The organism is Mesorhizobium sp. P160219 (assembly GCF_057786095.1).
Genome location: NZ_JBYNWG010000001.1, coordinates 3,975,485 through 3,988,793 on the forward strand (window position 1 = coordinate 3,975,485; position 13,309 = coordinate 3,988,793).

Genomic DNA, 13,309 nt, shown 5'->3' on the forward strand with positions numbered 1-13,309 from the left:
GATCAACCGCCCTGCTATAGCTCTTGCAGCCTCCAAAATGGCCTTCTGTAACCGTTCGTTCGCGAAGATGGTCGAAGGTACTGAAGAAACTGGGGCTGCCGTGGATGCGGAGAAGCAGTCACCTGATATTCGCGTTTCGTAGAATCTGGGTAGTAAAAGATGAAGGTCATCTCACCTAGTCTGGATCTAGTGTAATGGACACCGAGCTTCTCAAGCTTCTGCCGTTCGTCGACAATGGGAAAACCATCCCTGGCGATATGATGCTGCGGCTGCTGAATGGCGTACATGATCGTGCCGATGGCGAACCCCGGCGACTTGCAGCAAACGAGATTCTAAGCGGTGCCGGCGATTACCTGCCAAGGCGGGGTTATCTCTCCGACTTCATTTCTGGAAAGCTGCCACAGACAGAAGCGGTCGCGATCATCTCCAGCAGGAAGAAGTATCTGGAAAGGATGCGGTATCTACTGCCAAGCATCCTGAAAATCCTTGGAGTCCGCGAAGGGCGCAACCTCAACTCCATAATGCTGCGGATCGACGATTGCTGCCATGACTTTCCGATCGTAGCAAAATCAGCTCACGAGAAAAAAGTCAGGAAGGCAATTCGGACGGATATCGCCCAAATCAGAAATTTGGCGCAGGAACTGCGGGCTACCTTGGAGAAAGCGGAAACGCATATCAATCATGAGCTTGAGCAGCACGTCGCGATCCTGAGGGACGAGCAACAGGGGGTACCAAGCTCGGGTGTCGAGGTGCTCAACCAACAGCTTGATTGGCTGCGGGTCGCTGCCGACATCGCGCTCTATCGCGATGATGTTGGGGAAAATGGATTCTATGTCGGCGACAATAAGGCCAAGACGCATGTCGTTGAATGCGCATACGACATGGCGATCTGGTATGGGCGGCCAGCTTTCGTCACCACGCCGGGTTCGGATTTTTCGTTCTTATGTGCGCTGCTGTTTGAGCTTGCAGGCGGCGGGCAAGACGCCAGCCTAGCCGGCGCCATCAGTAAATTTGCCCGAAGCGCTCTTCGCAAAAAACTCGATTCCGATGCAGAAGAATCGCGGCAGGAAAACAGCGACGATTATTTAAAACGCGCTGAAGGCCCGTGGCGATCTCTTTGCGAGCTCTTTTCTCGTGAGGCGTCGCCTTGATGGCAGGAAAATCCCTGCAAAAGTCATCGATCCGGCGAAGAACAGACTCCAGACTTCCGCTGTCTTTCACATCAAAAAAAGACAAGAGAACTGGAATCAGAGAAGCAGCTCGCGTGAGGTAAGCCTTTCGGTGGCGAATTGCCTCTAGGGCCTCATCATCTGTCCCCCGGGCAGAGATAAACCAGGACAGTTCAAGCGGGTGCAGATAGACGCCTGCCTCGGACATGATCTCCTCGGCGGCATGACGATACTCCGAATCGTCTCGGGCACACGCGGCCGTATTGAAAGCCTCGATCATCAAGTCAATCGGGATCGGCAAGTGAGATTTAATGTATGGGGCCAGCCTCGAGAGCATCATCCTTCCGGCATACGTGAAATTCGTTAGAGTTCGTGAAAACCTATGTCAATTCCTCGTACCGACCCAATTGAACGACAACGTACGATTAAGTTCAATGGCTCCAGCAGCACAATCGTCCGGCTGCGGGAAACCGCGTCAGACCGAAAGTTACTCCAGCGCCTGCTTTTCGAGGTCCGATGCCCAAAGCGGATAGTCCGCTGGCGGCCCCAAAGGCTGCCGGGCGGCAATGCGCCTCATTCGGTCCGAACCGAACCACAATCTTCCCGAAAGCGGACATAGCTGACGGCAGTCCCCCGAGGTTTCAATGATCTTTATCAGCCTTTGCGGCTGAGTCCTCCCGCTGCTTGAGCTGCTTCTTGCGAAGCTGGCGTCCCTCTTCGAGGAACTCAAACGGAAGTGCGTCCAACACCTCCCTCAGATTCGCGGGGTCGTCACGAGCCCAGAGATAGAACGGATCGACCAGCTCGAGAATCGTCGAAACCTTCGCCCACTGAAGCGGCTTTGGGGACGATAACAAAAGATCACGGTGAGCGATCGCTGCCGCTTCGAGGCGGCGTTGACGAAGCGCCGTGCGGGCGGCTTGCTGTACAGTGGGCGAGGCGTCACTCGCCAGTTGCTGAAGCCAGGGTAGTGGGACGCCAGGGGGAACCGCAGCGGCCAAGCCTGCCGCTATTTTGCGGTCACTTGCGCGCGCGGCGCTCGCGAGAGGGGTCACGAGAGCGGCCAGAGCATCGCCTCCCAAATGCACGCGCAGCCGGCGTTCGACTTGGAGGCGCAGCGAAGGCTTTGCATGTCGATAGCGCTCAAGTAGCTCGGGGCCAGCCCGCGCTGGGTCGATTTCAAGCATGAGATCGGCCGCTGTCGCGACCGCATGACGGCTGAGTAGTCGCTGTGCGGCGAAATAGGCCTCGTCGGGCTCTTCCTCCCGCAGATAGTCGATGGCCGTGATCGCATTCCCGCGGTCGAAGCCAGAATAGCGATAGCTCGCGCGCACCAGTTCCTCTTGCGCCCAGCTGTCGCCGGCAGCGGCGAGCAGCCGCAGCTGACCACCATCCACCACCAGATGACCATTCGCTCGCGATCGTCGAAGATACTCCACCACCGCAGCTTTCCCGGCGGCATGATCGAGAAGTGCCGTCAGATACCTCCTCGGCGACGTAGAGGCGCTGCCGAGGTCTCGGCCCGAAAGCCAGTCAATCACGGTTTGCCTCGCTTCATCGTCGCCGGCCTCGGCCAAATACGTCGCGACGAACTGCGCTTCCTCGTCGATCTTGTCCGCAAGCATCTTGCGCGCAAGCGGGAGTAGCTCGGGGCTGTAAAAGCGAAGCGCGCGGAAGGAGGCCAGAATCCTGTGCCGAACGTGGTCGGTTGTCGCTGGCGCTACATAAATTGGGACCAGTGGGAGTGCGTCCTCGGCGTCCTCGAGGAAGCCCGTGAGGGCTGCAGCCATGTCGCGCGACTGTGGACCCCCCGCTGCGAGTAGATCAGCAATGCGAGTGCGCAAACCCGACATGTCGCGATGGATCGAGCCGCGCATTTCTGCCGCGTTCACGTAGATCGGAGTACCGGCACGAACCATCGCCTCGAGCTGTGGGTCGCAGCAGTGCACCGCCAGCGCTTCCATTCGCACGACTTGGTCGAAGGATTGGGTGTCGGGATCAGCGGGCGACTCTGCGAGCGCGACCGCAACCCGGTCATCGCTAGACCAGCGTGCAGCGATGAAGCCGTCCTGACGACCGAAAACGTTCGGCCTAGCTAGCTCCGCAAGGACCAACCCGTCGTAACCGTCCCCCGCGATCATTGCGAGAATCCGCTCGCACTCGTTGCCCGTGATATCGCGTGTCATCGACGTGCGCCCCCTTCGGGCGGCGGCGAACCGCACGAGCTGCGCCTCCAGCTCTGTGCCGGCGCGATTACGCAACGCCTCGAACTGCCAACGCTCGCAAAGGCGCGGCAGAAAGCTCAACGGGTGGTGAAGCCGCCCTTCTAGACCGTCGGGGTGGGTGTTGTTGTCATTGAAGACCCGCAGCTTCTCGGTAAAGGCGTCGAGCACCTCGTCAAGCGTCCGTGCATCCATCGCTTCAGGATTCAAGCTGTAATAGAGGATAATGTTCGTGAGCGGATCATCGCTGGTGGCGGCGCGCGCGCGGATCGCGGTAGCAAGCCCATCAGGGTCCGCCGCGGCGAGCTCATCGAACCACCAGTTAGCAGCCCTCCAACCGTAATCGTCGCTGCCCTCCGCGATCTGGCGAATTGCGTCTTGAGGTGCGAGGCGGGCGCGGCTTCGTAAGACGCGATCTTGCGTCCAGTCTTCCGAGTCCGGGATAGCATCCAGCACAGGGGTGAGTGACGATTCGCGAAAATAGCCGATTGCTTCGATGAGCGCGGTGCTCGGAGTCGGCATCAGCGCTACGATCCGATCACGATGCCGCTCCCAGATTTCCGCCGCCAGGTCGCTGTCGACGGTTTTCTCATCCTTGAGCATCCAGACCAATTGATTGATCGCGATGACGTTCGTCTCGGTAGCAAGCTTGGCGTCGAGCCAACCGGGTTTCGCGCTGATAGCGAGGTGAAGCGCATCCGAACTCAACTGCTGCCGGAACATAGCAGGCGCGCGCGCATCGACGTCTCTGCCAGCTCTGACCTGATCGTAGGCGGTCGCGCGGGAGAGATGTTCATTCCAGATCGCGTCGAGTGCGGCGGGCGCGGGAACCAGGCGGGCCGCACGTAAGCCCATATCCACCTTGCGCTCGACCTCCGCGGCGACTAGGCGGGCGATCAGTTCCCCGAACGGCCAAGGATCAGACACCGCGACAGCCGCAAGGGCGAACGGGATGTTCCGTGGGATGTCCCAGTCCCGCTCTTCATCGAACGCACCGGACGCAACAATCTCCAGCGCAGGCAGAATCTCGGCTCCGAGACTGCCGAACCCGTTTCGCCACTGATCCTCTGCGCGGGAATCCTGAGGAAGCCGCGCAACATGTTCCCAGATGAGGTGGGCAACGAATTCGGGTTCACATTCGCGCGCGAGCAGCCACAGCGCGTCGAAATAGACATAGCCCAAACGCGAACCGATCGGCTCCTTCTTCTTTGTCTGGAGCCCATTGATCGAGGCGAAAAGCGCTTCAGCCTGCGCGGGTGAAAGCTCATCCTCCTGGATCTTGTCCGCCAGCGACTCTGCGATCGCCCAATTAAGCATCCGGTCTGATGCAAACAGGATGCGGTCGGGCACGGGCCGGCGAAGCAGGCCGACCTGCTCAAGCCTCAACACCGCCTGATCATCGAGGTTCACCCCGCGCAAGTCGGCGATGCGCCATGGATAGTGGCTCTTCCCGGTCAGCAACTGAGCCGCGAGCGACCGCAAGGCATATTTGTCGCTTGGATGGTCGGACTGTTCGCGCGCCTGAAGGCTCGCATACTCCCAGTAAGCACTGAAGAGCTCATATTCGGAAACGCCGGCCCAGGATACGCGCTTCGGGAGCTGCACAAAGATGCTCGCATGGACCGGCTTCAAGAGCAACTCGAAGACGTCGTCCGGCATCGTCTCCAACGACTCGGCACGGCCGTGATGCTTCAGGAAGCGATGCAGATCCGCACTACGGAAGTTGCCGATATCGATGACCTGAACACCCTGGCGGATCGACTGGATCACGTAGGTGATGCGCGGCTGGGCGGAAACTACGACGCGCACACCATATTCGTCCCACTTCGATCGGGCGAGTCGCTGCGCGAACTCACGATCCTGCACGTCATCAATATAGACAGTTAGCCAGATGCCGTCGTCGTTGCGGAACGCGTCTCCCAGGTTCTTCGCCATGACCGCGATCGTCCCGCGCTCTGAATGTGCTGGTTGCCAAATACGTTCGCTGATGCCGTCGGCGACCTCTTCGATCTTCTTGGGCGAGCGCATCACGATCGCGAGCTCCCCGCTCGCGATCTGGTTGAACGCTAGCTGGGCGAGCGTCCAGGTTTTTCCCTGCCCGGATTCCCCGGAAAGGGTCGCGAAGGTGGAGGTCACCATCGGAAGTGCTCGACGCGCTTGTTGCTCTGGCACGTAGCCGATGAGATCGGCATCCTTGTCGACATGACGGGCGAGAAGTGTTGGCAACGACTGGATATGGGCGAGTAGGCGATGGGCCTGCGGATTGATCAGCGCGAGTAGCTCCGCAGGTGTCAACTTCGCGCCATCCGTCGAGAGCGTCATCAACTGCCCGACAAGCTGAAAGCGCTTGTCGCTGGCGACCTCGCCTGGCTTGAGCAGGGGCGTCAGCGCCTTGTCGATTCCATTCTGAGTGGCCTCGGCTGCGATGATCTCGATCTCAAATCGGTCGAGCAGATGCTGCAGCTCGGCACTTATAGTGGTGAGACCGGCGGACTTTGCCAGGCGCTGCTTGAACGCGGCCGTTGTGAGACGAGCATTGCCCCAGCGATGCCGGCGGTGAGAGTTTGGATCTCGCGAGGCGAGGTAGGATTGGAGCGGCGCAAGCCCCTCTGCGTTATTCGTCACGAAACGGAATTGCTGGTCGGCGTTCAGTCGAACTGCCTTGAGCAGGTCCGGAAAGACTTTCGCGGCGATCTCACCACTTGTCCATTTGCGGCGGCTGGCGCGCATCTTCACCTGCTCGACGATGTCTCGCGGACCGCCAACGACCTGATGGTCGCCACCGTCAACTGGCTCGAGGTGAAGGACCATCTGAGTGCCGTCGCTAAGCGGCGACAAAGTCAGGCTCATGTCCAGACCAAGTTTGATGCTCCGCAGGATCTGGAGAAGGAAACCTGCGATCGCCTGGCGTCCGGCTGTTTCAGAGTCCAGGTTGATGCCGATCAATGCTCTAGTTGACGACACGAACTTATCCATACCTCCTCCTTCGAGAGTCGGTGCGACGTCTTCTGGCCCTCGTGATAGCATGAATCAGGCAGGGGAAATTTGGACAGGTCTTTGGCTCCCGCGTTTCGTACGCGATGCTCGATAGTTGACGCCCGGATCCAGGCTCGATAGCGCAATTCAATCTTCGCTAGCCGGCGGGTGTTTCCGTGCGGGGTGCCACTGTGGCCGGCGGTCTGAAACGGCTTGTTGAAATCACATCACGTGCCGGCAAACCAAGGCTCTAACTGGAGTGCCGTCCGCAGATTTGTCTTTACTACCTCGGGCGCGCGCCAGATGTATGTAGCCGCCATAGCCTTGCCCTCGGGAGACAACGATTGCAGGTGAGCCATGGCGTTTGGAATAGAGAAATCCCTGTGTGTAACTTTCTTGAAATTGCTAGCCAGCCCCGTCCAAACTACGACGTCAAACCCTTTGTCGGCACCCCAAGGAGCGACCGTCTCCGGAACTTGCGGACTACAAGTCCGGCTTCCGTTAGCGAAATGATAGCCGATCCGTCACAGGATAGTGCTTTCCCGGCAGCGCAGATCCGCCACAGCGTCATCCGGATTTTTCCTTGAGCTGACAGCATAACTAGTCTCGCAGGCTGTGCCGTGTTCGTTGTCGACTACCAGCGTTAGCGCGCCTTTCCGGCTTTCGGAAATACGAGAGAATTCTAGTTGCAGAACTGGGCCACCTGGCAGCCACCCGTCATGGTGCGCGTCGAATTCCAGGTGCTTGTCCCATATGAGCGAACCCCATCCCAGTATAGCGATCTTCGGCTCCTGTTTTATTTCGGTCATGTGGGCACCGGTTCTGACTTGGGTTGGGTACTGAGTTCTGGTTGCCTCGGTTCAGCGTATGTCTGGTGGGTAACCTACAACGGTCTGGGGGCCTTCCCTGAGGATAAGTGAGCCACGAGAGGGGTTGTGCACGCAAGTCGGATCGAACGCTTTCATTATATTAAATCTATGACTAGACTGTGGTCAACAAACATACAAAAGCGCGAATGCGAACAAGTACTCCGGGGGGGCTGATGTGGTCGGATAACGAAACTGATCGTGACTTTCTTAATTTTCGTTATGTCGCCGACATCGCGGCTGAGATGATTGCACAGGCCGATGGTCGGCCACTTTCGCTCGGCGTGTCTGGGAGCTGGGGCGTCGGCAAATCGTCGATGATGAAGCTGCTTGCGCAATCCCTCCGGGAGAAAAGCAACGACAAATTCCTATTCGTCGAATTCAACGCGTGGCTCTATCAAGGCTTTGACGATACCAGAGCTGCTCTAATGGAAATTATCGCCCGCGCGATCCTGGCGCGGGCCGAGGAGCAGAAAGGTACTGTCGGCAAGGCGGTCGAAAAGGCGAAGGGCCTGCTTGCCCGCGTAAATTGGTTCCGCCTTGCCAGTGTAAGCGCAACCACAGTGGCGTCTCTCGCGGTAGGCCTGCCGCCGATTGGGCTGCTGGCGGAAGGACTTTCTGCTTTCAAAGGGCTTTTCGATGGCTCAGCAGGTCAGAAAGACATCGATCAAGCCGCTGACGTGGCGTTAAAGGCCGCAGAAGGCGGAAAGGGTTTGATGGGTCCGGCGGTCGTTCCCGCAGGTCCGACACCTCCGCAGGCCATTCATGATTTTCGCGATGCCTTGGAGGACACGCTTCGCGAGCTGGATGTAACCCTGGTGGTTCTGATCGACGATCTCGATCGCTGTCTTCCGCCTGCCGCGATTGCGACGCTTGAGGCGATGCGACTCTTTCTATTCTTGAAGAAGACAGCGTTTGTCATCGCAGCCGATGACGCTGTCATCCGCGAGGCCGTGCGCGCGCATTTCAAAGGCATGACGCTGAATGATGACCTAGTCACTAATTACTTCGACAAGCTGATCCAGGTGCCAATTCGCGTCCCACCCCTCGGGACGCAGGACGTCCGCGCATATCTCATGATGCTCTTCGTCGAGAACAGCACGCTGCCGCAAACAGAAAAGGACAAGGTTCGCACTGCAATTAGTGAACGCCTTGGCGAAACATGGACCGGCAAGCGGGTCGATCGCGCATTCGTGGCCTCTCAGATTTCCGGGGCCACGCCTATCCTGTCGGCCCAACTGGATTTGGCAGACCGCATCGCTCCGATTCTAACGACTTCGTCGAAGATTGCGGGTAATCCTCGCCTGATAAAGCGTTTTCTGAACACACTATCCATTCGCATGTCGATGGCTCGTGCCCAGAAGGTCAGCGTGGACGAGACGGCCTTGGCGAAGATGTTGTTGTTCGAGCGCTGCGGATCGGAAAAGGCATATGCCGAGCTCCTTGCCGCCATCAACGAGAGCAGCGATGGAAAGCCGGTCTTTCTGGCACCTTGGGAGGAAGCTGCCCGCAAGAATGCGGAAATCCCGAAGCTCGAAGGGGATTGGAATAGCGAGTTCGTACGCGAGTGGCTGGCGCTGCAGCCGCCGCTTGCAGATCTGAATCTGCAAGGCGTGGTCTATGTAAGCAGAGAGCACACGCCGATCATCACAGCAGCCGACAGGCTTTCGTCGGAAGGCGCAGAACTTCTTGAGGCTGTCGTAAAGCTCAACGCGGAGAGCGCGGCTGTCGGCACGAAACTGAAGGCTCTTCCTGCGCAAGAGCTTGGGATCATTACCGAGCGCATTCTCGGGCGGTCCAGAACGCTCAATACATGGGGCACACCGAACGAGTTGTTCGGATTGCTGACGCTTGCCCAAGCGACCGGCGAACATGTCCAGACGATCACAAGATTTCTCGCTGGGCTACCTGGCCCGCAACTTACGGCGGCGATTGTGCCTCTGCTTGCCGATAAGCCATGGGCAACGTCCGTCTTGAGCGGCTGGGCAAGCAAAGCCGATATCAAGGACCCTGTGAAAAGAGCCATCGCCGCGGCGTCGAAGAAAGCGGGGAAATAATGGGCACCTCCACGTCTAGCCGTGGGCCGGGTAAAGATGTCCCACTAGTTCCCGAGTGGGTTCCGGCAGCGCCCGGGCAACCGCAGCCGCCGCAACCCCAGCCGCCGCAACCGACTCCCGCCGTTCCCGGAGTGCCCGGTCAACCATCGCCGCCTGCGCCGCCGGCTCCACCACCTGAACCTCCACAGCCTCCGCCGTTGCCGCCACCCGTTCCGAAAGCGCCGCCGCGGCGATTCCAGCAGGCGCGCACCAATCTTGGGCGCTTCGCCCGTAGCGGCTCGCAGGATGACCTCAGGCGTGGCCTTGGTCATTATTCCCGTAGCGGTCTCGGCGGATCATCCACGGCCGCGCGGCGTATGGGCGGAACGGCCCAGAGAGCAGGCGGGCTCTTTGGCGTGCTCGACGCGCTCCGGACAGGAACGCCAATCCCGCCAGGAGTGGCGGTGGACCCGGCACAACTCGTAGGCAAATCGCAGAGCGAAATCGCAGATATTATTGCCAGCGCACTTGCTCCCGTCGACGGAACTCAAGATGGCGAGGCAGCGCGCGATTCAGTGTCCCGATCGCTCTCTGAGTTGCTCGACACAGATCCTAACGCCGAACTCACAAATCTGAATGCGGCGCAGATCGATGCGGTGGTTGAGGGCTATATCGCGCACGATCTTGCTCATCGTATCGAACTCGATGTCGGAAAGGCGGTCCTCGACAAGGCGGATTCCTATTCGGAAGGCGTCGAACGGCTGCAGGAGATGAAGTCTTATGTGCGTCAGGAGGTAGCCCGTGCTTTCAGGGCGCAGCGAGCCGCGCAGCCAATGAACAGACAGAATGCGACGGCGATGTCCAATGCGATCCTGCGCGGCACATTCGAAATTTTCGAGAGCTACCTATGACAACAGTTGGTTGCGCTCCAGCCGGGACGCCATTGCCGCTCGGCATTGATACCCCCTTCGTCCTGTACGGCCATCGACCCTCGCCAAATATCGGAGCTGTCGGAGCAACAATCCCGCCGGTAGTACGAGCGCTCGGTCTGAGTCCTGCGGCACGCGCCTGGGATTTCTTGTCGATCGCGCTTTCCGTGATCGCCGCAGACGAAAGCACAACCCGAACGACAAGCGCTGATGGATGGACACGTCAGATCAAGCTAACGGTTGCTGTGATCGATCCACATTTTTGGAACACTGCCGCGCCGCGACTTGAGGAAGCTCTTCGCTTCTTGACCGCCGACATTTGGAAGCTGGAATTCATCGAAGGAGGATACCTCCCGGGGCCGCCCAATCCGATCAAAGTCCGTAACGAAGATGTCGTCTGCTTGCTGTCCGGTGGCATGGACAGCCTAATCGGTGCGATCGATCTTGTGGCGGCAGGTCACGTGCCTTTCTTGGTCAGCCAGATTGCCAAGGGCGACAAGCACGACCAACGCGCCTTCGCTCAGCGGATTGCCAAGCAGGCGATGCACCTGCAAGTAAATCACAACGCCTCACCACCGGGGCCGTCGGAAAGATCGCAACGCGCACGATCTATGATGTTTTTCGGTATAGGGATTCTCGCCGCAACATGCCTCCAAAGCTACGGGAAGGGCGCGGCTGTTGAGCTTTTCGTCCCCGAGAACGGGTTTATCAGCCTCAACGTGCCGCTAACGCCGATGCGTCTTGGTTCGCTGAGCACACGCACGACCCATCCGTTCTACCTCGCGAAGATTCAAGAGGTACTCAATGCCGCAGGGCTGAACGTGAAGCTGGTCAATCCGTACCAATACAAGACGAAAGGGGAGATGCTCGCCGATTGCAAGAACCAGCCGCTTCTGCAGCAACTCATCGGATCTTCCACCAGCTGCGGCCGCTATGCCCGCACCGGCTTCCGTCAGTGCGGTCGCTGTGTGCCATGTTTGGTAAGGCGCTCGTCCTTTTTAAAGTGGGGTGTGGCTGATACAACGCCCGCCTACAAATATGATGCACTCGGAACGCCGGGCCGCCGCTTCCGGGACTTCGATGACGTCCGTTCGGTCGCTGTCGCGGTACACACGGTTGACACTCTCGGCGCGGAAGAATGGATAGGCGGCGCCTTGAATTCGGCGATCGTCGGAGATACGGCGTTAGCCCACGGTGTGGCCGAGCGAGGGCTCGACGAGCTCAAGAAATTTTTACAAGTGCAAGGCGTCCTTTGATCGATTTTCATTGCCACATTGACCTGTTCAAAGATCCGGAACCGATCTTGGACGAAGCCGAAAAGAAAGGCGTATACGTTCTCGCGGTCACAACCACGCCGAAAGCGTGGACCGGCACAAAGCGGCTCATCGGAGACAGACGGCGTATTCAGATCGCTCTTGGCCTCCACCCAGAACTGGTGCACGAGCGCCACACGGAGATAGCTCTCTTCGAACATTTTCTGCCGGAAACGAACTACGTCGGCGAGGTCGGCCTCGATGGCAGTCCGTATTTGAGCGGGAGCTTTGAGTTGCAGATGAAGACTTTGCGGCGGATTTTGCTGGCTTGCAGCAACGCAGGCGGTCGTATCATCAGTTTGCACTCGCGGCGTGCGGCCTCGAAAGTCTTGGATCTCTTAGAAGCTGAACCGACGGCTGGAACTCCGATCCTACATTGGTTCTCGGGGAGCACTCGCGAACTTCAGAGGGCCATTCAGCTGGATTGCTGGTTTAGCATCGGGCCTTCCATGATGGGGTCAGCTAAGGGAAGGAAGCTCGTGGAATTGATGCCGCGCGAGCGAATTCTAACTGAAACGGATTCGCCGTTCGCCCAGATGAACGGCGCACCTTTATTTCCTTGGGACGTGGCCATGGCATATCCGGTTCTCAGCGAACTCTGGAACTGCTCGGAGGAACAGGTGGACAAGCAGATTCTATCAAACCTGCGAAATTTAAGTAGGGTTAGGGGAACGGCTCGCGGCGTCTGAGCGCTTTTTTTGCGGATGTCAGCTTCGCTTCTCAATGGAACGGCAGCTATCCTACCATCCATCGACGAAACCGGATTGTCTGCTCCCGGCCCCAAGCCGGTCCTTGGTGCGTGCGAACTCAAATGTCCGCTTTTTGGCGCGAAAGGGGCCGGAAGTTGGTGTCTGCAACGGGTCACCTAAACCGAAGTATTTGTCTTCAATTCGCACACCAGGATGGCTTCAGATTTGGGCAAATCGCACGAAACGGTGCGTTCGCCGCCGCTAGCGCCGTTTGGCCAGGCGCACGCCAGCACCGCCGCCGTTCTCCGGAATAAATTCTATACCGGCAGCTTCGAGCGCTTCACGAATGGCACCGAGGTTGTTGCGATGTGGGACGCGCAATCCTCGTTCGAAATCCACAACCGTAGCGCGCGAAACACTTGCAGATTCTGCTAGTTCAGCTTGGCTCCAGCCTAGCATCGCTCTGGCGCCTCTGCATTGCTCCACCGAAATTTGGCTCATCAGTTAAAATCAGACTTTTTGGTTGACTTTGGAGCGAATGTCAGCTTAAATGACGGACGTTAGACAATTTGCAATCTGGTTGACGGACGGATGGTGCAGCATCTGCCCAGGCCAACCACAACCAAACTTCAGCGAGCTCGGATCATGGCTGATTCCGACAATATCACGACTTTGCCTCTCGTCACCCGCAGGAGGGGACTTGTGGAGATTGCAATTGCGAGAAACCCTATCTTTCCGCGAACGGGACATTCAAACCTGAGGATCTAAGAGCCGAACACCTTCACCCTTTTGACCAGCGGACAAGAATTCGACGCCCGCCTTTATCAGGGCCGCCTCGATGGCCTGCAAAGTGCTGATCCGAGAATCTACTTTGCCGTTTTCCAACCGGGCCAGCGCATTCAGCGACACAATTGCCTTGTCAGCAAGCTCCTGCTGCGACCAACCAAGCAAGGCTCGTGCGGCTCGAATCTGTCGTGGACTGACCATGAGTCCACAATCGGCAGGCAGATTTTCTTTGCCACCTATAGGGTTAATTTGCACCCAATAAGGTATATTAAACGGCGATTCGACCTGTAGATAACATCGGTGCGAAGAGCCCGGAGCGTACG

Annotated in this window: 9 protein-coding genes; 5 read left to right on the top strand and 4 right to left on the bottom strand. The window is 58.3% G+C overall.

Going from position 1 to position 13,309, the window contains the following annotated elements:
• The first annotated feature begins 194 nt into the window (after nucleotides 1–194).
• On the top strand, nucleotides 195–1,151 hold the full coding sequence (locus AC3EMP_RS19235; RefSeq protein ID WP_352713539.1) for a hypothetical protein: 957 nt from the start codon (nucleotides 195–197) through the stop codon (nucleotides 1,149–1,151).
• Between the two features lie 659 nt (nucleotides 1,152–1,810).
• Here the strand turns inward: AC3EMP_RS19235 and AC3EMP_RS19240 are convergent.
• Together AC3EMP_RS19240 and AC3EMP_RS19245 are read right to left on the bottom strand one after the other, a co-directional pair.
• On the bottom strand, nucleotides 1,811–6,367 hold the full coding sequence (locus AC3EMP_RS19240) for a hypothetical protein (protein ID WP_488494650.1): 4,557 nt from the start codon (nucleotides 6,365–6,367) through the stop codon (nucleotides 1,811–1,813).
• A 524-nt stretch (nucleotides 6,368–6,891) separates the two neighbouring features.
• Entirely contained in the window at nucleotides 6,892–7,176 is a 285-nt protein-coding gene (locus tag AC3EMP_RS19245; protein WP_352713533.1) for a hypothetical protein, read from the bottom strand.
• Between the two features lie 233 nt (nucleotides 7,177–7,409).
• Between AC3EMP_RS19245 and AC3EMP_RS19250 the strand changes: the two genes are divergently transcribed.
• From AC3EMP_RS19250 to qatD, 4 genes are read left to right on the top strand one after another with little or no spacing between them, the layout of a single operon-like run.
• Nucleotides 7,410–9,290, top strand: coding sequence for a KAP family P-loop NTPase fold protein (locus tag AC3EMP_RS19250; protein WP_023697527.1), 1,881 nt, complete (start codon nucleotides 7,410–7,412; stop codon nucleotides 9,288–9,290).
• Nucleotides 9,290–10,180 (top strand): Qat anti-phage system associated protein QatB, encoded by an 891-nt coding sequence (gene qatB, locus AC3EMP_RS19255; RefSeq protein WP_031355584.1) that lies wholly within the window; start codon nucleotides 9,290–9,292, stop codon nucleotides 10,178–10,180. The genes AC3EMP_RS19250 and qatB overlap by 1 nt, the downstream gene beginning before the upstream one ends.
• Nucleotides 10,177–11,454, top strand: a complete 1,278-nt coding sequence (qatC, locus tag AC3EMP_RS19260) for a Qat anti-phage system QueC-like protein QatC (protein ID WP_023697529.1) — start codon at nucleotides 10,177–10,179, stop codon at nucleotides 11,452–11,454. Before qatB ends, qatC begins: the two co-directional genes overlap by 4 nt.
• Nucleotides 11,451–12,200: a Qat anti-phage system TatD family nuclease QatD gene (gene qatD / locus AC3EMP_RS19265; protein WP_023697530.1), complete on the top strand. Its 750-nt coding sequence runs from the start codon at nucleotides 11,451–11,453 to the stop codon at nucleotides 12,198–12,200. Before qatC ends, qatD begins: the two co-directional genes overlap by 4 nt.
• 261 nt (nucleotides 12,201–12,461) lie before the next feature.
• Here the strand turns inward: qatD and AC3EMP_RS19270 are convergent, their stop codons facing one another.
• Both AC3EMP_RS19270 and AC3EMP_RS19275 read right to left on the bottom strand, forming a co-directional pair.
• The gene (locus tag AC3EMP_RS19270; protein ID WP_245265603.1) at nucleotides 12,462–12,701 is read right to left on the bottom strand and encodes a helix-turn-helix domain-containing protein; all 240 of its coding nucleotides are present in this window, start codon (nucleotides 12,699–12,701) and stop codon (nucleotides 12,462–12,464) included.
• Nucleotides 12,702–12,950: 249 nt separating this feature from the next.
• Entirely contained in the window at nucleotides 12,951–13,187 is a 237-nt protein-coding gene (locus tag AC3EMP_RS19275) for a helix-turn-helix domain-containing protein (RefSeq protein WP_023669162.1), read from the bottom strand.
• Nucleotides 13,188–13,309: the final 122 nt, after the last annotated feature.